The 19,630-nt window shown below is 37.1% G+C and carries 14 protein-coding genes and 5 pseudogenes; 16 read left to right on the plus strand and 3 right to left on the minus strand.

Annotation, left to right across the window (positions count from 1 at the left end; translation table 11 throughout):
• Position 1 precedes the first annotated feature (1 nt).
• From JCM19034_RS11565 to JCM19034_RS11580, 5 genes and pseudogenes are all read left to right on the plus strand, one after another.
• Positions 2 to 2,394: pseudogene (locus tag JCM19034_RS11565) on the plus strand (3-hydroxyacyl-CoA dehydrogenase/enoyl-CoA hydratase family protein).
• A gap of 16 nt (positions 2,395 to 2,410) precedes the next feature.
• Positions 2,411 to 3,555, plus strand: a pseudogene (locus JCM19034_RS11570) (acetyl-CoA C-acyltransferase).
• Positions 3,556 to 3,662: 107 nt separating this feature from the next.
• A pseudogene (locus JCM19034_RS24985) lies at positions 3,663 to 4,215 on the plus strand (acyl-CoA dehydrogenase family protein); the annotation flags it as partial.
• A gap of 12 nt (positions 4,216 to 4,227) precedes the next feature.
• Complete coding sequence (locus tag JCM19034_RS24990; protein WP_231686933.1) at positions 4,228 to 5,337, plus strand: acyl-CoA dehydrogenase family protein; 1,110 nt, start codon at positions 4,228 to 4,230, stop codon at positions 5,335 to 5,337.
• 76 nt (positions 5,338 to 5,413) lie between these two features.
• Positions 5,414 to 7,084, plus strand: a complete 1,671-nt coding sequence (locus JCM19034_RS11580) for a long-chain fatty acid--CoA ligase (RefSeq protein WP_062049890.1) — start codon at positions 5,414 to 5,416, stop codon at positions 7,082 to 7,084.
• Between the two features lie 65 nt (positions 7,085 to 7,149).
• On the opposite strand, the gene JCM19034_RS11585 is transcribed toward JCM19034_RS11580, so the two are convergent.
• Positions 7,150 to 7,803 carry a metalloregulator ArsR/SmtB family transcription factor gene (locus JCM19034_RS11585; protein WP_062049891.1) on the minus strand — a complete coding sequence of 218 codons (654 nt, stop codon included), beginning with the start codon at positions 7,801 to 7,803 and terminating at the stop codon, positions 7,150 to 7,152.
• Between the two features lie 213 nt (positions 7,804 to 8,016).
• On the opposite strand from JCM19034_RS11585, the gene JCM19034_RS11590 reads away from it, so the two are divergent.
• The 6 genes from JCM19034_RS11590 (at position 8,017) to JCM19034_RS11615 (ending at position 12,484) form a co-directional block, all read left to right on the plus strand.
• On the plus strand, positions 8,017 to 8,262 hold the full coding sequence (locus JCM19034_RS11590) for a DUF1450 domain-containing protein (RefSeq protein ID WP_062050084.1): 246 nt from the start codon (positions 8,017 to 8,019) through the stop codon (positions 8,260 to 8,262).
• Between the two features lie 190 nt (positions 8,263 to 8,452).
• Entirely contained in the window at positions 8,453 to 9,412 is a 960-nt protein-coding gene (locus tag JCM19034_RS11595; protein ID WP_062049892.1) for a rhodanese-related sulfurtransferase, read from the plus strand.
• Positions 9,413 to 9,634: 222 nt separating this feature from the next.
• A complete protein-coding gene (locus JCM19034_RS11600; protein ID WP_062049893.1) occupies positions 9,635 to 10,120 on the plus strand; it encodes a GyrI-like domain-containing protein in 486 nt (161 codons plus the stop codon).
• A gap of 374 nt (positions 10,121 to 10,494) precedes the next feature.
• Positions 10,495 to 11,304 carry a GGDEF domain-containing protein gene (locus JCM19034_RS11605; protein ID WP_062049894.1) on the plus strand — a complete coding sequence of 270 codons (810 nt, stop codon included), beginning with the start codon at positions 10,495 to 10,497 and terminating at the stop codon, positions 11,302 to 11,304.
• 7 nt (positions 11,305 to 11,311) lie between these two features.
• Positions 11,312 to 12,169 carry a bifunctional diguanylate cyclase/phosphodiesterase gene (locus JCM19034_RS11610; RefSeq protein WP_062049895.1) on the plus strand — a complete coding sequence of 286 codons (858 nt, stop codon included), beginning with the start codon at positions 11,312 to 11,314 and terminating at the stop codon, positions 12,167 to 12,169.
• A gap of 87 nt (positions 12,170 to 12,256) precedes the next feature.
• Positions 12,257 to 12,484, plus strand: coding sequence for a hypothetical protein (locus tag JCM19034_RS11615; protein WP_156323966.1), 228 nt, complete (start codon positions 12,257 to 12,259; stop codon positions 12,482 to 12,484).
• Positions 12,485 to 12,541: 57 nt separating this feature from the next.
• Here JCM19034_RS11615 and JCM19034_RS11620 read toward each other — a convergent pair whose 3' ends face one another.
• Positions 12,542 to 13,156 carry an RsfA family transcriptional regulator gene (locus tag JCM19034_RS11620; RefSeq protein ID WP_062049897.1) on the minus strand — a complete coding sequence of 205 codons (615 nt, stop codon included), beginning with the start codon at positions 13,154 to 13,156 and terminating at the stop codon, positions 12,542 to 12,544.
• 320 nt (positions 13,157 to 13,476) lie between these two features.
• Here JCM19034_RS11620 and JCM19034_RS11625 point away from each other — a divergent pair, with 320 nt between their 5' ends.
• From JCM19034_RS11625 to JCM19034_RS11640, 5 genes and pseudogenes are all read left to right on the plus strand, one after another.
• Complete coding sequence (locus JCM19034_RS11625) at positions 13,477 to 14,769, plus strand: replication-associated recombination protein A (protein ID WP_062049899.1); 1,293 nt, start codon at positions 13,477 to 13,479, stop codon at positions 14,767 to 14,769.
• A gap of 96 nt (positions 14,770 to 14,865) precedes the next feature.
• Positions 14,866 to 16,058 (plus strand): annotated as a pseudogene (locus tag JCM19034_RS11630) (chromate transporter).
• A gap of 86 nt (positions 16,059 to 16,144) precedes the next feature.
• Positions 16,145 to 16,332 (plus strand): annotated as a pseudogene (locus JCM19034_RS24995) (IS200/IS605 family transposase); the annotation flags it as partial.
• Between the two features lie 107 nt (positions 16,333 to 16,439).
• On the plus strand, positions 16,440 to 17,339 hold the full coding sequence (locus tag JCM19034_RS11635; protein WP_062049901.1) for an ABC transporter ATP-binding protein: 900 nt from the start codon (positions 16,440 to 16,442) through the stop codon (positions 17,337 to 17,339).
• Positions 17,332 to 18,600, plus strand: a complete 1,269-nt coding sequence (locus JCM19034_RS11640; protein WP_062049904.1) for an ABC transporter permease — start codon at positions 17,332 to 17,334, stop codon at positions 18,598 to 18,600. Before JCM19034_RS11635 ends, JCM19034_RS11640 begins: the two co-directional genes overlap by 8 nt.
• Before the next feature lie 261 nt (positions 18,601 to 18,861).
• Here the strand turns inward: JCM19034_RS11640 and JCM19034_RS11645 are convergent, their stop codons facing one another.
• A complete protein-coding gene (locus JCM19034_RS11645; RefSeq protein ID WP_062049906.1) occupies positions 18,862 to 19,413 on the minus strand; it encodes a GbsR/MarR family transcriptional regulator in 552 nt (183 codons plus the stop codon).
• Positions 19,414 to 19,630 lie beyond the last annotated feature (217 nt).

Consider the following 19,630-nt stretch of genomic DNA (forward strand, 5'->3'; position numbering starts at 1 on the left):
AATGAGTAGAACGATTCAGAAGGTTGCGATAATTGGATCAGGTGTAATGGGAGCAAGCATTGCAGCTCATTTAGCTAATGTTGGGATTTCAAGTATATTGCTAGATGTGCCGACAACCGAATTAACGGAGCAGGAACGTGCGAGGGGATGGACTTTAGAAAGCAAACAAGTACGGAACCGTTTAGCGATAAAGGCGATCGATCGATTACAAAAAGCAAATCCAACACCATTCTATGAGAACCGTTTTGCGAATCGAATCACTCCAGGGAATGTAGCCGATGATTTGCCGAAGATTAAGGAAGTCGATTGGGTTATTGAAGCGATTATTGAAAACGCTGACATTAAGAAACAATTGTATAAGCAAATAGAGGAGGTTTGGGTAGAAGGGACTTTCGTTAGTTCTAATACATCAGGTGTATCAATTAATGAAATGGTTAAAGAAAGAAGTTTGGCATTTCAAGAGCACTTTTTTGGAACACATTTCTTTAATCCACCTCGTTATATGAAGCTGTTGGAGGTCATTCCAAATACGAATACGAAACCTGAAATCATTAAGCAAATGACTCAGTTTGCAGAAAATGTACTTGGAAAAGAAGTTGTCGTTGCAAAGGATACTCCGAATTTTATTGCGAATCGGATTGGAACATTCGGATTGCTTGTCACCCTTCGTGAAATGAAGAGGTTTGGATTATCTGTTGAAGAAGTTGATGCGGTTACTGGACCGGCATTAGGAAGGCCTAAAAGTGCCACATTCCGTACGTTAGACTTAGTTGGGTTGGATACGTTTATGCATGTTGCAAACAATGTTTATCAAAAAGTGGATGATGAAGCAGAGAAAAATGTATTTGCCCCAGTGCCACTATTAAAGGAGATGGTTGAGAGAGGTGGATTGGTGAAAAAGCTAAGAAAGGCTTTTATGAAAAGGTACGAACAGACAAAGGGACCGAAATTCGCTCTTTACAAATGGATTCATTCACGTACGAAAAACAAAAACGTGTGAACGGAGCGTCATTAGAGGCAGCAAAGCTAGCGAGTGGAACAAAAGGAAAGCTTCAAGCTCTGCTAGGTACTAAAGATCGTTATTCTGAATTTGCCTGGTGTATGCTCAAACGTGTTTTGCTTTATTCTGCAGAGAAGGTCGGTGAGATAGCCGATTCAATTTGTGAGATTGATGAAGCGATGAAATGGGGTTTTAACTGGAAGCTTGGCCCATTTGAAACGTGGGATGCTTTAGGCCTAGAGAAGACGGTATTAAGAATGGAGGAAGAAGGAGAGCAGATTCCACAATGGGTAAAGGATTGGCTTGCAGCTGGTCATCAAGCTTTTTATAAAAAAGAAAATAATCAATTGTTTTATGTAGAAGATGGCCAGTGGAATAAGAGAGAGACGTCAGAAAAGGCAATTTCCTTGCAGAGATTGAAGGAAAAACAGCTTATTTGTACGAATCAAGGTGCAAGTTTAATTGATATTGGTGATGGTGTAGCGTGCCTAGAGTTCCATTCACCAAATAATGCAATTGGCCCTGATATATTACAAATGATTACAAAGTCAGTTGATATCGTAGAAAGAGATTTTACTGGGTTACTGATTGCAAATGAAGGTCGTCATTTTTGCGTTGGTGCGAACCTTATGATGCTATTAATGGAGGCACAGGACGAAGAATGGGATGAAGTTGACCATATTATTCAGCTTTTTCAGCAGACAATGCTTCGTTTAAAACGTTGCACGAAGCCAGTTGTAGCCGCACCGCATCAAATGACGTTAGGTGGCGGTGTTGAGGTTTGCTTGCCTGCTGACAAAATTGTTGCACATGCTGAAACGTATTTCGGCCTTGTGGAAGTTGGCGTTGGTCTAATCCCGGCAGGTGGAGGCTGTAAGGAATATGTACTACGAATTAGTGAATCAATGCCTCATCAAGAGCTTTCGATGCAACCACTCGTAAATGATTTGTTTGAAACAATTGGGATGGCAAAGGTGTCTACGAGTGCTGATGATGCAAAGAGACTACGTTATTTACGTCAAGGAGACCATGTTGTCATTCCTGAAAATCAACGGATTTATGAAGCGAAGCGAGCCGTTTTAAAGCTTGCTGAAAGTGGGTATAAGCCCATGAAAGAAAAAAAGATTCGTGTTGTTGGAAGAGAAGGGGCAGCAATTATGAAGCTGGGGGCATATCAGATGAAGCTTGCAGGTGCCATTAGTGAACATGATCAATTAATTGCGACAAAGCTTGCTCATGTGTTAGCAGGTGGGGATGTAAAAGCTGGTTCAGTTGTTTCGGAACAATATATGCTCGATTTAGAGCGAGAAGCCTTTTTAAGCTTATGTGGGGAGCCGTTGACACAGGCAAGGATGGAGCACATGTTAACTAAGGGAAAGCCATTACGTAATTAAAAAAGAGGTGACTACGATGAGAGAGGCTGTGATCGTCTCCATTGCACGTACTCCGGTCGGAAAAGCGAAAAAAGGAATATTCGCTGATACGAGAATTGAAGATTTAGGTAAAGTCGTGTTACAAGAGGTCGTTGAACGTGCTCGTCTTGATATGAATGATGTTGATGATATTATCATTGGCTGTGCGATGCCCGAAGGGGAGCAAGGGTTAAATATGGCTCGTAACATTGCTTTATATGCTGGTTTTCCGGTGTCAACCCCTGCATTAACGATTAATCGGTTTTGTTCATCTGGTTTGCAATCGATTGCTTTTGCAGCTGATCGAATTAAATCTGGAGGGGCAGAGGTGATTATTGCCGGAGGGATGGAAAGCATGAGTCATGTACCAATGACTGGTTTTCATTTTTCTCCTCACCCGACGATCGTTGATGAAATGCCACAATTATATATGGGAATGGGCTATACCGCTGAGGAAGTGGCTGATCGTTTTGCTGTCAGTCGAGCAGATCAAGATCATTTTGCTTTTAGAAGCCACCAAAAAGCAGCAAGAGCAATAGTAGAAGAACGTTTTAATGAAGAAATAGTTCCTGTAACAGTCGTTCGAAATGAGGAGAAATTGATTGTCAGAAAAGATGAAGGAGTGCGAGCAGAGACAACGGTTGAAGCGTTGAGTCAATTGAAGCCTGTTTTTAAAAAAGGGGGGACAGTCACAGCAGGAAATACATCACAAATGAGTGATGGGGCAGCTGCATGTGTTGTGATGGAAAAAGAGAAGGCTTTCGCTTTTGGTTTAGAACCGTTGGCAACAATTCGCTCTTTTGCTTTAGCAGGCGTAGAACCGGAGATTATGGGTGTTGGACCGGTAAAAGCGATCCCAAAGGCATTGGAAATGGCAAATGTAAACATTGAAGATGTTGATTTATTTGAGATTAATGAAGCGTTCGCATCTCAATGTGTTCACGTTATTCGCGAATTAAAGCTTGATGAGGAAAAGGTCAATGTAAATGGTGGAGCGATAGCACTAGGCACCCACTCGGTTGTACAGGTACAAAGCTAACTGCATCGCTTATATATGAATTGAAACGACGAGGTAGAAAGACAGGTGTTGTGTCAATGTGTATCGGTGGAGGAATGGGAGCAGCTGCTGTGCTTGAAGTTTGAGAGGAGGAGTGAAAATGACAAAGCAAATTGCAGGTGGCAGTTTTATTTTAGGAGAGGTCAACTATAGCTCAGTCACAACACCAGAGGATTTTAATTCGGAGCAACGAATGATCGCCGAAACAACGAAAGACTTTATCGACGGTGAGATTATTCCTCGTGATGAAGAAATTGAGGCACTTAATTATGATCTAACAGTCGAGCTCTTGAAAAAGGCAGGAGAAATTGGCTTACTAGGGCTGAAGTGCCAGAAGAGTATGGAGGCTTAGATATTGATAAAATAAGTTCAACCTTAATTAGTGAACGGCTAGCAAAAGGGTCTTCGTTTGCTTTATCATTAGGGCTCATGTTGGCATTGGCTCACTCCCAATCGTATATTTTGGAACAGAGGCTCAAAAGGAGAAGTATCTTCCTGACCTAGTAACAGGTGAAAAAATTGCCGCCTATTGTTTAACAGAGCCTTCTTCTGGGTCTGATGCACTTGGTGCAAAGACGATAGCTACTTTATCGGAGGACGGGGACTATTATGTGTTAAATGGAAGTAAGCAATATATTACGAATGCGGCATTTGCTGATCTATTTATCGTTTATGCAAAAGTAGACGGGACAGAGTTTAGTACATTTATAGTGGAACGTTCAATGGAAGGGGTCAGTGTTGGACCTGAAGAGAAGAAAATGGGTATTAAAGGCTCATCAACATGTCCACTCATTTTAGAGGATGTTCGTGTTCCAGTTGAAAATGTATTGTGGGATGTTGGGAAAGGACATTTGATCGCATTTAACATTTTAAATATTGGACGTTTTAAGCTTGCAGCGGGCTGCCTTGGTGCAGCGAAGGAAGCGATTGAGCTTAGTGCTCAGTATGCAAATGAACGTAAACAATTTGGTAAAGCGATCTCATCCTTTCCTCTTATTCAACAAAAGCTAGCAGAAATGAATGTTAAAGCTTACGTTTTAGACAGTGTTGTTTATCGTACTGCCGGCTTAATGGAAGAGCGACTAAGCCAAATAGAATCACTTCAAGATTCCGGTGCTGCTTCAGCCAAGGCGATAGCAGAGTATGCAATTGAATGTTCAATTAATAAAGTGTTAGGGTCTGAAACGTTGGATCAAATAGCTGATGAAGCTGTCCAGATTCATGGCGGTTATGGCTTTGTGCAAGAATATAAGGTTGAACGGATTTACCGCGATTCTCGTATTAATAGAATTTTCGAAGGAACAAATGAAATTAATCGCTTGCTTATACCGGGGACATTACTAAAGCGGGCAATGAAAGGCGAGCTCCCGCTTATTCAGAAGGTACAGCAACTGCAAAAGGAATTGCTTACCTATGTGCCTGTTCGATCGTTTGAAGGTCTCCTAGCTGAGGAGAAGCATTTACTTGAGGTAGCGAAGAAAATCTTTTTAATGGTTGGTGGAGTTGCGGTACAAAAATATCAATTACAGCTTGAAGAGCAACAAGAATTGCTAAGTCATTTAGCTGATATGATGATTGTTATTTACGGAAGTGAAAGTGCATATGCAAGAACTATGAAAATAGTTGCAGAAAAAGGAGAGGAAAAAGCCAACCATTCAATCATTATGACGCAGGTTGCTGTTCATGAAGCATTTTCAACTGTTGAAGCACTGGCGAAGGAAATGCTTGTAGCTATGGAGGAAGGGGATGTTTTACGAACGCAACTATCTTTATTGAAGAAGCTTTCGCGTCGTTCGCCTATTAATACGCTACTATTAAAGCGTCAAATTGCAGAAAAGGTCGTATCTGCTGAGAGGTTTGTTGTTTGATGAAAATGATGAGGGGTGTTGGTAGGCAAAATGGCATCCCTCTACAACTAGATTAACAAATGAAGGGGTGTAAAGGATGACCGAAAAGGTATGGCTAAACTCATATCCGCAAGAAGTGTCTTTGTCCTATGAATACCCGAAGCAAAATCTCGCTCATTTTATGATCGACACAGCCATTAAATATCCGAAAAAGAAGGCACTATATTTTTTAGGAACGTCAATGACTTATGATGAATTATTAACAAAAACATATACGTTTGCAAACGCTTTAAAAAATATTGGTATTCATAAGGGTGATCGTGTAGCGATCATGTTACCGAATTGTCCTCAAGCGATCATTTCCTATTATGCGTCTTTAATGATCGGTGCAATTGTTGTACAAACAAATCCGACTTATGTTGAGCGAGAGCTTGAATACCAGCTCAATGATTCTGATACAAAACTAATAATAGCCCTCGATTTATTATACAACCGTATTCAACGGGTCGTTCCCAAAACAAATGTTGACTATCAAATTTTCACATCTATAAAAGATTACTTACCTTTCCCCAAAAATCTTCTTTATCCACTAAAAGTAAAAAAAGATGGATTATCTATGGATGTTTCATATAGTGATTCTATTTATTCATTTACTAAGCTACTAAAAACAACATCTAGTATGCCAAGCACAGTTGAACTTGACCCAACAACAGATTTGGCTTTGTTGCAATATACTGGTGGAACGACAGGTGTGTCAAAAGGGGTCATGCTTACTCATTACAACTTAGTTGCTAATACACTGCAAACGAAATATTGGTGTTATCGAGGAGAAGAAGGTAAGGAAAGGTTTTTGGCAGCACTTCCTTTTTTTCATGTATTTGGCATGACTGTATTAATGAATTTATCAATGTGTATGGCCGGGGAGCTTATCTTGCTACCTAAATTTGATATTGACCTAGCGTTAAAAATGATTCAAAAGAGAAAAGCAACAATTTTCCCGGGAGCACCAACAATGTATATTTCATTAATTAATCATCCTGACGTTCAGAAGTATGACTTATCATCTGTTAATATTTGTATAAGTGGAGCTGCCCCTCTACCAGGAGACGTACAGGAAACGTTTGAAAAACTGACAGGCGGCAAATTGATTGAAGGTTATGGTTTAACAGAAACGTCTCCTGTCACACATGCTAATAACATTTGGGAGAAACGAAAGCTTGGGTCGATTGGAATCCCTTTTCCTGACACTGAAGCAAAAGTAGTTGATTCCGAAACAGGAGAAGAGATGGAGAGTGGTCAAATTGGCGAACTCATTATAAAAGGGCCACAAGTCATGAAAGGGTATTGGAAACAGCAAGGTGAAACGACTAAAACGTTACGTGATGGTTGGTTTTATACAGGCGATATGGCTAAAATGGACCAAGAAGGATTCTTTTCTATTATAGACCGTAAAAAAGACTTAATTATTGCTAGTGGCTTCAACATTTATCCACGAGATATTGAAGAGGTTCTCTTTGGTCATCCAACCATTGTAGACGCAGTTGTTGTAGGTATTCCTGATGAATATCGTGGTGAGACGGTTAAAGCATTTATAGTCGTGAAAGAGGGAGCACAATTAAGTGAGGAGACAATTGATGCTTATTGTCGAGAACGGCTAGCCTCTTATAAAGTACCGAGAATTTACGAATTTAGAGATAGTTTACCAAAGACGTTAGTAGGAAAGACGTTGCGTAGAGTCTTAATAGAAGAGGAAAAGCAGAAAGGTTGAAGTGGCAAAAATGTCCCTAAAATAAACACGGTGTCTAGCAATCGCAGACACCGTGTTTTCGCGTTTTAAGTTTTAGAGGCAGACTTCTTATTTTCCAATTTAAAAAGAAACTTGCAATGGTCGTCGCCATCTGTTTTACAACAAATTCGGTTAATGTTGTCTGTACCGATCACCTTTTTAAACATAGCTGTTTCACAGCGACAAGCTGTTTTAAATTCTTTGGCAATTGAAATAATCGGACAGTTGTATTCGACTAACTCAAATGTATGGTCATCGATTTTATTAATATTCGCCATATAGCCTTTTTCATTTTGAATATTTGCGAGTTCATATAGCTTTTCATCTTGTGGTTTTTGTTGTACTCGTGCTTTATATTCCGTGGTGAGTCTTTGCTCTCTTTTTTTAAATAACTGTTCAATCGTCTCTTGACCATGAATCTCCTGAATGTCTCGCAGGAACTCAACACTCATTCCCTCGTAATTTTTTGGGAAAAGCCGTTCTCCTTTTGATGAGAGGGAGTAAACCTGAATAGGTCTTCCCATTGGTTGTTTTACTTCCTTCGATTGAATGAATTGATCTTTTTCGAGAGCACTCAAATGTTTTCTAACTGCCATGTGGGTTATATTTAATCGATCAGTTAAATCACTAACCGTTAAAGAAACATCTATCTTCAAAGCTTCAAGTATCTTCTCCTTAGTGGATTGTTTTGTTGTATTCATTGCACTTCCTCGATTCTACATCTTGGATTTTAATTAATAGTTAATTATACAAGAAAGTATAAAAAAATAAAAGGATAAAGAACGAGAACGGCTAGTATTGATTTTTTAGCCTAAAAGGGGTAGAATCTAATGATGGTTATTAAACAATTTAGTATAAAAAGTAATCATATAACGTGATATTAAATCATACAAGATAGGAAGGGTGATAAAGTGATGGGAATAATAGTTGTTGAAATATGTGATGGTAGTTTAATTAATGAAATAGATGTAGAGTCTATCCTCGAAGCTGAGTTCCCTGAAGTGTCTGTAATTGAAAATAGTTGCCTTTCTTTCTGTGGTATGTGTGCGAAAAGACCGTATGCGATCGTAAACGGTAAACGAATTTTTGCTAAGACAACAGAGGAATGTTTAGATAAAATTAGAAATCACATTGAATCAGAGCTGGTCATTTATTCATAACAAGCAATGCTAGATTGCAATTGTAATCATTTTATGGTTTAATAGGTAAGTATTTTTTATACTTTTTAGTGTAATAATTTCTATTGAGACGATAGCTAGGAGAATGGTTAATAGTTGTTGCTACAACTATTTTTTCGTATTTTCTCCTGTTGCTGTGTTTAACATTAATTTAAATTAGTAGGTGAGAAAAATGAACAATTCATATAGAGTATTACTATATTATATGTATGTCCCTATTACAGATCCAGAAGAGTTTACTGCTCGTCATTTAGAATTTTGTAAACAGTTAGGCTTAAAAGGGAGAATTATCGTTGCTGCAGAAGGAATTAATGGAACTGTTTCAGGAACAATTGAACAGACGGAAGAGTATATGAAAGCTATGAAGGCAGATTCACGTTTTGCAGATATCGTATTTAAAATAGATGAAGCCGATTCACATGCATTTAAAAAGATGCATGTACGACACCGTGATGAAATTGTTTCTCTGAGATTAGAGGATGATATTAACCCTTTAAAAAAGACAGGTAACTATTTAAGTCCATCGGAATTTTATGAAGCGATGCAACATCCTAATACGATCGTGATTGATGCAAGAAATGATTACGAATATGAAATAGGCCATTTCCGAGGAGCAATTAAACCAGATATCCGAAACTTCCGTGACCTTCCAGAATGGATCGAAGAAAACCGTGACCAATTTACAGGGAAAAAGGTTTTAACATACTGTACGGGTGGGATTAGATGTGAGAAATTTTCAGGATGGTTAGTAAAAGAAGGTTTTGAAGATGTTTCTCAATTACACGGAGGGATTGTCACTTATGGGAAAGATCCTGAAGTAAAAGGGAAGCTATGGGATGGACAATGTTATGTGTTTGATGAACGAATTAGTGTCCCAATTAACAAAACCGAACACGTTGTAGTTGGAAAAGATCACTTTACAGGGGAGCCATGTGAGCGTTATGTGAACTGTGGAAATCCCGAATGTAATAAACAAATATTATGCTCAGAAGAAAACGAGCACAAATATTTACGTGGTTGTACACACGAATGTAGAGTTCACGAACGTAACCGTTATGTGATAGAACATAAATTAACAAATAATGAAGTGAAGATGAGACTAGCTCAATTAGAAGAAGCAGAAGTTTTATAGTAGAAATACAAATTGAAACCTAACTAGATGATTGTTTCCTTCATCTTGTTAGGTTTTTTGTTTGGAGACTATGATATCAAGGACTTGAAAAAAGAATCGTCTTAAAATATGATTTCATAAGAAATTTCAAGAAAAACATCGTCGAAAAAAGAGGATTATTCATTCTTTTGGAGTAATAACTTAACGAAAATAAAAATATATGGAAATTAGGAGGTGGAAAAATTGAAGAGAATAGCAATGGACGCATTTTACTTTGCAGGATTTGGAACAACTACAAAGAATGAAAAAGAAATGACCGATGAAGCAATCATCCCACAATTATGGAGCCGTTTTTATAGTGAACAAATATCTGAGCAAATTACGAATAAAAAAGAGAACACAGTACTTGCTGTGTACACAGATTACAAAACAGATGTCAATGGACAATATTTATTCTTAATAGGTCATCAATTGGAATCAAATGTTAGTCAGGAAGAAAGAATAGTCGTAAAAAAAATTCCTGCATCTACGTATTTGGTTTTCACCTCACAAAGAGGGCCGATATCTGAAATTGTGCCAAAACTTTGGCAAGATATTTGGGCCTATTTTGAAACATCTACAGAAGTGCGAACATATACAGGCGATTTTGAACGTTACGATGAGAGAGCAGCTAATCCAAATGATGCAATTGTCGACATTTATGTGGCCATTCAGGATACTACTGCATAAGTAGTACGTTTTGAATAGTAGATTATTAAGTAGTTCAGAAGATATTTATCTTTTGAACTCTTTTTTTAGTAAAAATTGATTAAATTTGCCCTTTTTTTGTGCAAAATTAAGGTTAGGTTGCATTTTGATGAACAATCATATACCTTATTGGTATAGTACTTATTTCTTATGTCATATGGTTTAAATTTATAATACTTAAGCTAGCTCTTGTTAAAACAATAATTAGAGCTAGATTGGAAATAGGTGGTTGGAAAAATAAGGAGACCCATGATAACAATAAAGTAGGTATAAAAACGAATTCAATTCTTTTTATTCCTACGTTCTGTGGCTGAAATCATGGATGTTTCTTATCTATCAAAAAGGTTGTGAGATACATGCAAGCGGACTATAGGGAATTAGAAAAAAAGTTTGAAGCAGCAGGACAACCGATCATCTCAATATTAGAAGACATGCATGACGGTTTTTTGGTAATTGATCATAACAGCACAATCATTTATTTGAATAAAGCATTGACAAAAAGCTTACAGATTGAACGGTCAACAGTATTAGGTAGAAAGGTTTGGGATGTATTACCGAACGTTTTTGGCAGAAAACTTCATCATCAGCTGCAACAAGCAGTTATGAAGAAAATGTCCATTTGTTTCGAGAGTTTCTGTGAGCCAATACATAAATATTTTGAATGGACCATCCATCCTTCACATGAATTGATATCTATTTATTGCAAAGATATCTCAGAACGAAAACACAAGGAAGAAATGATTGATACTTTGATTTATTATGATATGTTAACAGGGTTACCGAATTTCAAGCTATTTCAGGATCGGTTAAATCAGGTCATTGTGTTTTCAAAGCATTATCATGAATCAGTTGCCGTTTTAATGATTCACTTGGATCGAATGAAACATTTTACTGACATTGAGGATTTTTTGTTGAAGGAAATAGCTAATAAGTTAATAGAACTGTTTGCAGAACGGGGTACCGTCTCTAGAATGAGCAATAATAAGTTTATTTGTTTTTACCAATATACCGAGCGGACTAAATTGTTAGACCTATTAGAAAAAGTGATTTCTTACTTGTCAAATCCAATACTAATTAACGGTGAAAACTGTTTACTAACTCCAAGTGTTGGAATTAGTATGTATCCTTTGATGGGAGGATTCTCAAACATTACTATCTCTTGCTGAAATCGCTATGGTTCAAGTACAGGAGAACGGTGGAAACCAATATTCTTTTTATAAAGAAGAAATGGAACGAGAAATTAACAAAAATTATATGTTAATGGCTGAGTTATCAAAAGCACTTATGAATGAAGAGTTTCAAATGTATTATCATCCTTTAATTGATTTAAATACAGGGAAAATTTCCAGTGTTGAAACTCTACTTCGATGGAAGCATCCAGTCTATGGTTTTATTTCACCACTAGATTTTATCCCGCTAGCGGAAGAAGTGGGAACGATTGTTGAAATTGGACATTGGGTGTTACGACAAACATGTCGGCAGATAGAAATTTGGCAAAAAGAAGGAATGAAAACGCTTCCTGTTTCGGTCAATTTATCAGCGGTACAGCTCCAGCAAGGGGATATTGCTTCAATTGTAAAAGAAGTCGTTTATGAATCAAACATTGAATCAAATTTATTAATTATTGAAGTGAACGAGTCAGTGATGATGCAAAATGTAGAAACAACCATTAATATTCTTCATGAGCTGAAAGCGTTTGGTGTTCAAATCGTGATCGATGACTTTGGAACGTATTATTCATCACTACAATATTTAAATAATTTCCCGCTTGATATGATTAAAATCGATCGCTGTTTCGTAAGAGATATGATCGATCATAAAAAAGATCGGGAGCTTGTTAAAATGATAATTGAACTGAGTCATCAATTAGGAATGAAAGTTATTGCAGAAGGAGTCGAGAATAAGACACAGCTTGAACTATTGCGAGAATTAGAGTGTGATGAAGTACAAGGTTACTTCTATAGTAAACCTATGGAGGTATCAGAAGTTGAGCGTTATGTGAAGAAATGGGGGGTAATTAGTAAGGAGTAGTTGTAAACACAGTTTTTATTCGCATTATTGTGTAAATATGGTATTGTCATAGTAAGTTATGATAATGATAATAAAGGATTGAGTGCAATGAAAAAGTGGTTATACATGTTGAAGATTGGCTGCATTTGGGGTGCATTGTTTTCATTAGTGAATTTTGTCTTGGATTTCTTTCAATTCGGTATGGATATTAATGCTTTTCCACTAATTGAAAGTATAGTAGCTATGATTTCGCGTTTTCTTATTTCTTTTCCATTTGGGTTTCTATTAGGCTGGATTCTTTGGAAGCGTAAGAGAAGTACGTATTCAATGGAATAGATATAAAGTTGTCCTAAAAGGATAAATGTAACCTTTTAGGACATATTCTTAAGAAAATTATTTAGCGAGTTTTTCTAAATTTCCATTTTTATCCATCTTGAATGAAGCATTTGACATGGACTCCTCATCTTCTAAAATGGCCATCCGCCTAGCACGATTCATGATTTGAATAAGAGATTGGTAATCCTCTTCAATGATACTATTATCTTGTTTGATTTTCTTTAGGTCTTTTTCTAGCTGTTGATTTCGTTGCTGAAGCTCTCTGTTTTCAGCTTCTAATCGCTCTTTATCTTTTTCTAGTACACTTGTTTGTTGGTGTGATTGCGCAAGCTTCTGTAAGAAGGTAATAACAGCTTCTAGTGATAATTCCCCTTCATTAAACGTTGTATCAGGTAGAGGAGTCCACAGCTGACGGACAGGAGGATAGTATGAAAAAGACGCTGCACGTTTCCGTTCTTTACGTTCCTTCTTTGCATCAGCAATTTGGTTAACATAATGGTTACGAACAACTGCATTCCAACGAAATCCACAAGCAGCAGATGTTCGATTTAATTGATCACCAACCTCATCAAATGCACGTAATTGTGTGCTCCCTTCTTTAATATGCTTGAGCACGGTTTCAGCTAGTAAAACATCATCCTCATGTGACCAAGCATCTTGTCTAACTTTCATATAAGTCATCTCCTTTAATTTCCTTATTTGCTACAAATTATCTCCGTTTATTTAGATTTTATACAAGGGTGATAGAATATTTTTTGAAATTTATAATTATAGACTGTTGATAATGTTAAGTTGAATGCAGGGAGGGAAGGGGATGCATCTAGTAAGAATCTTTGAAAAATAAAATTGGATGTTGCTGTTATGTGGATGAAGTTATCATCATAATAAGTCTTTGCACATTAAATAATCTAGTGATTACTTAAAGAGACAATAGGTAACGAAGTGTGTATACTATATTATTGTATGAATTTGTCCGTAAAGGAGAGTTTCGGATGTTATTTGATTCATTGATACCTTCACCACTTTCTTATCGAATGCGACCGAGAACGATTGACGAAGTTGTCGGGCAAAAGCACGTTGTTGGGAAAAATACTGCTTTATATAAAATGATTTTAAATGGGCATGTCCCATCTATATTACTTTATGGGCCACCTGGTACCGGAAAAACATCAATAGCAAATGCAATCGCTGGTACGGTTCAAAAGCCTTTTAAAACGATTAATGCGACAACTGCTGGGAAGAAATATATTGAAGAAGCGGTTGAACAAGCTCGAGAAGAAGGTAATTTAATTTTATTTATTGATGAAGTTCACCGGTTTAACAAAGCTCAGCAGGATTATCTTTTACCACATGTTGAAAGAGGATTGATCACATTAATAGGTGCTACGACTGAAAACCCGTTTCATGATGTAAATCCTGCGATTCGAAGTCGGTGTGGGCAAATTAAAGAAATAAAGACACTAACATATGATGATATTGAAGAACTTATACAGCTAGCATTACACGATAAAGAACGAGGGCTTGGAAGAGAGGAAGTCAAGATGTCTGCCGAAGCGGTTCAATTAATTGCTCGTTCTACTAATGGTGATGCTCGTTCAGCGTTAAATGTATTAGAAGAAGCGGTTGCAGCATCAAGAAATCGAGATGAAAAGGTTATTAAGGTGTCTGAAGAAGTTGTTATGGAATGTGTTGAAAATAAAGGTTTTTCTCACGATAAAGATGGAGATATTTACTATTCTTTATTATCCTGTCTACAAAAATCTATTCGCGGTAGTGATGTTCAAGCTGCTCTACATTATGTTGCCCGTTTAATTGAAGGTGGTGACTTAACTTCGATATGTCGAAGGCTGCTCGTTATTGCGTATGAAGATATTTCATTAGCAGCACCTGAGGTAGCAACACATACAGTAGCAGCGGTTGAAGCAGTTGAGCGATTAGGTTTACCTGAGGCACGTATTCCTCTTGCTAATGTCGTTGTACAGCAATGCTTGTCGCCAAAATCTAATAGTGCCTATAAAGCACTAGATTACGCAATCGAGGATGTTCGAAAAGGTCAAATTGGAGATATTCCTCCACATTTAAAAGATGCCCATTACGCTGGGGCAAAAACATTGGGACATGGGGAAGGCTATAAATATCCGCACAGTTATCCGAATTCATGGGTGAAACAGCAATATCTTCCTGATCTATTAAAGGATAAGCAATATTACATCCCGAATCAAAATGGATACGAAAAACAGTATTATAAAGTCTTTCATCGATTAGAAGAATTAAAACGACAATGATTATGTAAAGAAGATGTAAAGAATTTAGTAGGACATGGTATGAACGAGGTTAATCCGATAAGATAAAGAGTATGAGATTTAAGGGGGGAAGAAAGTATGAATGAAGCTAAGACAAAATGGCGTGTGTTGCTTGAAATCTTTCTAATTTCAACTAGACTTGGTTTCACTTCGTTCGGTGGACCTGTTGCTCATCTAGGTTACTTCCATGAAGAATATGTTCGTAGAAGAAAATGGATGGATGAGAAAAGCTATGCCGATTTAGTAGCTTTGAGTCAGTTTTTACCAGGACCTGCGAGCAGTCAAGTTGGAATGGGAATAGGATTGATGCGTGGGGGGTTATTGGAGGAATCATTTCTTTTATTGGTTTTACGTTCCCATCAGTAGTCGCCCTTATTTTATTTGCTTTAGTATTACTGCAATATGGCTCACTAGATGCAGGATGGATTCAAGGTCTGAAGATCGTTGCTGTTGTTGTAGTTGCACACGCTATTTTAGGAATGGCCAAAAATTTAACACCAGATACAAAAAGAAAAACAATTGCTTTATTCGCCATAATCGCTGTCTTGTTGTGGCAAGCAGTCTTTTCACAAGTTGTAGTCATATTAGCATCAGCCCTTATTGGATACATATTATACCGCAATGAAAAAAAAGAAGAATCAACTTCTAAACGTGCATTTCCAATCAGCCGTCGCTCGGGAGCAGTATGCTTAATTATATTTGTTAGTCTACTAATAGCTTTACCGATTTTTCGAGAATTAAGCTCATGGACGTGGGTGGCAATGGTTGATAGTTTTTACAGAGCAGGATCACTTGTCTTTGGTGGTGGACATGTTGTGTTGCCATTACTTGAACGAGAATTTGTTCCAACAGGCTTGTTAACAAAAGAGGAATTTCTTGCTGGTTATGGAGCGACTCAAGCAGTCCCAGGACCATTGTTTACATTTGCTAGTTACATAGGAGCAGTTATGAATGGCTGGCAAGGTGGACTTATAGCAACAGTCGCAATTTTCACGCCAGCGTTTCTGCTAATCTATGGAGCACTACCGTTTTGGGATCAGTTGCGTCGTAATGAGAAAGTAAGAGGGGCCTTAATGGGTGTAAATGCAGCGGTTGTTGGGATTTTACTTGCAGCATTATACGATCCAATTTTTACAAGTTCGGTAGTAACAGTTGTTGACTTTTCTTTTGCAGTACTTTTATTTGGTATGCTTGTTTTTTGGAAGCTACCACCATGGGTAGTTGTAGTAACAGGTGCCATAGGTGGAATGATTATCTCCATGGTTATATAAATTGGATGGAAAAATTGCATTAAGTAAAGCTAACCATCGACCTAACTAACATTTTTAAGGCTTGAAGGGAATCTTTCCCCTTCAAGCTTTTAAAGTTAAAGAATGTGAAAGGGGTAGAAATAATAGAAGCAACTGCTTGTAAGGATTACATACATATGTTGGTCAGTATTACAACTAGGGTATTTAAAGGGAAAAGTAGTCTAAGACTTTTGACTGAAATGCCAATTTGAACTATCGATATGGAGATCGAAAATTTTTGGTGAACGGATGGTTTTATTTAGGTTTATCCAACTTATCCATTTATGGTTATAGGTAGAAATGTGAAACGGAAATTAGATTGGTACGTAAATGTATAGAGTACTTTTGAGAGGGGTTAAAATAATGACTTTAAAGCTAGATGGGGTTAAAAAGCAGTTTGGTTCATTTACGGCTGTTAACAACCTATCATTGGAAATACCAGAAAAACAAATTTTCGGTTTTTTAGGAGCCAATGGTGCTGGTAAAACAACCACTTTTCGGATGATTTTAGGCTTGATTGATCAAACTGGTGGTAGTATTAGTTGGAATGGTGAAACAATTGATTACAGTAAGAGTAATGAAATTGGCTATTTACCAGAAGAAAGAGGGTTATATCCTAAGCTGAAAGTAAGGGATCAAATCGTTTATTTAGGTAGACTTCGAGGGATGAAGAAAAATGATATAATCAAAGAATTAGAAAGTTGGCTTGAACGCTTTAAAGTACCTGACTATATCGATAAAAAGGTAGAAGAGCTTTCAAAAGGGAATCAGCAAAAAATCCAATTCATCTCTGCTGTTATCCATAAACCAAAACTCTTAATTTTAGATGAACCATTTTCGGGACTTGATCCGGTCAATGTCGAACTTTTAAAAGAAGCGGTTGTTGACTTGAAAGAAAAAGGGACAACGATATTATTTTCTTCTCATCGCATGGAGCATGTTGAAGAGTTGTGTGAACATTTATGTATTTTGCAACATGGTAAAACGATTGTACACGGCGGCTTACGCGATATAAAACGTTCATTTGGTAAGAAAAATCTTACCGTACACGCAGATTTTCCGATTGATTTTCTTCAAGAGCTTGACGGGGTTGTTCGCTTAAAGAAGACGACAGAAGGCGGGATACTACAAATTTCAAACGAAGAAGTGTCACAGCAAGTATTATTAGCTTTACAAGGAAAGGGATTTGTCAGAAAGTTTGAGTTAGAAGAACCGTCCTTACATGATATTTTTATCGAGAAAGCTGGTGAAGCGTATGAATAAATTTTGGATTGTCCTTTCACATACATATTTAAGTAGGGTTAAATCTAAATCATTTATATTTACTACCGCTATTTTCCTTTTATTTATATTAGCATTTGTGAACATTGAATCGATTATTAATCTATTCACTGGCTCGGATGATGAAGAAGTAGTAGCTGTTTTAGACGAAAGTGACTACTTATATGAAGTGCTTGTTGAAGGCATTAGTCAAGTTGATGAGGATGCTACAATAGAGTTATTTGAAGGAAACTTAGAAGAGGCAGAAGAAGCAGTACTTGCCGGTGATTATGAAGGAATATTGCAACTTTTCTTAGATGAAAATGGATTACCTGTAGCCACTTATCATACAGAGCAATTATCGAATACAACACTACAATTTCAACTAGAAGGTCAATTACAGCAAATGAAAGTAGCCATTGCAACTAGTCAGGCTGGTATCGATCAAGATATTTTAGAGCAAATATACGCTCCTGTTCATTTTGACACGGTTTTAATTGAATCAGAAGGTAGTGATTCAACATTAAAATCAGAGGAAGAAATGGCTGGTGCAATTGGTTTAGTCACGGTTATCCTAGTTCTACTTTATATTGCTGTCATTACTTATGGAAGTATGATTGCTACGGATATCGCTAATGAAAAATCATCAAGAGTGATGGAAGTACTTATTTCAAGTTCTTCGCCAGTTAGTCAAATGTTTGCCAAAATCATCGGGATTGCCATGCTAGGGCTAACTCAATTTAGTGTCGTTATTTTATTTGGTTTTATATTAATTCAACAGAAGCAAAATGCTGCTAGTGGAAGTTTCTTTGATGGGCTTGGGTTAACAAACGTACCTACTTCTACTTATCTTTATGCCATTCTGTTTTTCTTATTAGGCTATTTACTTTATGCAACAATTGCTGCCATGCTAGGTTCAATTGTTAGCCGTAGTGAAGATGTTCAGCAGTTAATGGTGCCATTCATCATGTTAATTGCCATTGCTTATGTCATTGCAATGGTAGGAATGAACATGCCAGAATCAACATTAGTTACTGTATCTTCCTTTATTCCATTTTTTGCTCCGATGCTTATGTTCCTTCGAGTCGGCATGCTCGAAATCCCATTGTGGGAAGTAGGTTTGAGTATTGGAATTATGGTTGCAACGATTGCGATTCTTGCCATCATTGGTGCACGTGTATATAGAGGTGGTGTACTTATGTATGGACCATCATCTTCGTTAAAAGACTTTAAGAGAGCTCTACAATTATCGAAGAAAGAATAAAGAAAGTTACTTCAAATCATACAATAAATAGACTAAACGATATGTGAGGATATTATGTTCATTATATGAGCATAAATCCTCTTTTCTTATGCAAGTTCGAGGAATGACTAGAAGAGACAAGAAGGATGGACATATCATATTAGCCATATCAGAACTGATATGGCCTATGGAGGATAAGGCTATTAAGGGTGTTCTTTTTTTGAGGAAATTAAATATAAATTAGATGAGATTCAGGGTAGCGTGGATATGATCACGTCGGTTCTAAGATAGGTCGTTATGTCGATTATCTTTAGGTATCCATTTAAAAATTTCCTTTGACTCTATACTATCGACAAAGCGGTTGAGCCAGTCATAGTAACCAAGGGCGTATTCAAGCTTTTCTTTATCAATTGTTGCCGCCTTCGTAACTTCAATAGAAGTATTTGAATCGTTAAGTAATTCATTGATTTCATTTAACGATTGTGTAATTTGATCAATATTTGAATGGATTCCTTTACGCCATTTAACAGAAAAAAGATCTGCGAATGTTTGATACCAATCATCTGTGGATTCATATAGATCTTTACGTGAACCTTTCTTCCAAACTTTCTCAACCATTTTTAATTCTTGTAGCTGTCTGACAGATGTACTCATACTCGTTTTGCTCATGCCGAGTTCATCTTTCATGCAATCAAGTGTCATAGGCTCTTCGTTGAAATAAAGTAATCCATATAAGCGACCAACGGATTGGTTAACGCCATAAAGGTGTAAGTTTTTTGCAAGTGAGTCGATACACCGGGTTCTTGCTCGTTCTAGTTTCTCGACATCGTTCATTCGACCACTTCCCCTATCGTTTTCTCTATGAATAAGAGTAGCACATGGGTTTTGAAATGTAAAAATGGGATGTTAGCTAGGATTTGCTCGTATCTGGTAGCAATTCTATGTATACCGTATAGTTTGTTCGTACAGTTTAAACTGTACAAAGTTAATAAGAGTATTAAGACGATATTTCGGCTTTGTCATATTGTATCGTTTTTTTTTATAATTATTG

The organism is Bacillus sp. JCM 19034, assembly GCF_001310635.1.
Lineage (GTDB): Bacteria > Bacillota > Bacilli > Bacillales > Bacillaceae_D > Halalkalibacter.

Bases quoted from the DNA above. Each gene is read 5' to 3' on its own strand.
- JCM19034_RS11620 (WP_062049897.1), bottom strand. From the start codon at position 13,156: ATGAAAGTTAGACAAGATGCTTGGTCACATGAGGATGATGTTTTACTA.
- JCM19034_RS24990 (WP_231686933.1), top strand. From the start codon at position 4,228: ATGGGTATTAAAGGCTCATCAACATGTCCACTCATTTTAGAGGATGTT.
- JCM19034_RS11625 (WP_062049899.1), top strand. From the start codon at position 13,477: ATGTTATTTGATTCATTGATACCTTCACCACTTTCTTATCGAATGCGA.
- JCM19034_RS11610 (WP_062049895.1), top strand. From the start codon at position 11,312: ATGGTTCAAGTACAGGAGAACGGTGGAAACCAATATTCTTTTTATAAA.
- JCM19034_RS11605 (WP_062049894.1), top strand. From the start codon at position 10,495: ATGCAAGCGGACTATAGGGAATTAGAAAAAAAGTTTGAAGCAGCAGGA.
- JCM19034_RS11615 (WP_156323966.1), top strand. From the start codon at position 12,257: ATGAAAAAGTGGTTATACATGTTGAAGATTGGCTGCATTTGGGGTGCA.
- JCM19034_RS11645 (WP_062049906.1), bottom strand. From the start codon at position 19,413: ATGAACGATGTCGAGAAACTAGAACGAGCAAGAACCCGGTGTATCGAC.
- JCM19034_RS11640 (WP_062049904.1), top strand. From the start codon at position 17,332: ATGAATAAATTTTGGATTGTCCTTTCACATACATATTTAAGTAGGGTT.
- JCM19034_RS11580 (WP_062049890.1), top strand. From the start codon at position 5,414: ATGACCGAAAAGGTATGGCTAAACTCATATCCGCAAGAAGTGTCTTTG.
- JCM19034_RS11590 (WP_062050084.1), top strand. From the start codon at position 8,017: ATGGGAATAATAGTTGTTGAAATATGTGATGGTAGTTTAATTAATGAA.
- JCM19034_RS11635 (WP_062049901.1), top strand. From the start codon at position 16,440: ATGACTTTAAAGCTAGATGGGGTTAAAAAGCAGTTTGGTTCATTTACG.
- JCM19034_RS11595 (WP_062049892.1), top strand. From the start codon at position 8,453: ATGAACAATTCATATAGAGTATTACTATATTATATGTATGTCCCTATT.
- JCM19034_RS11585 (WP_062049891.1), bottom strand. From the start codon at position 7,803: ATGAATACAACAAAACAATCCACTAAGGAGAAGATACTTGAAGCTTTG.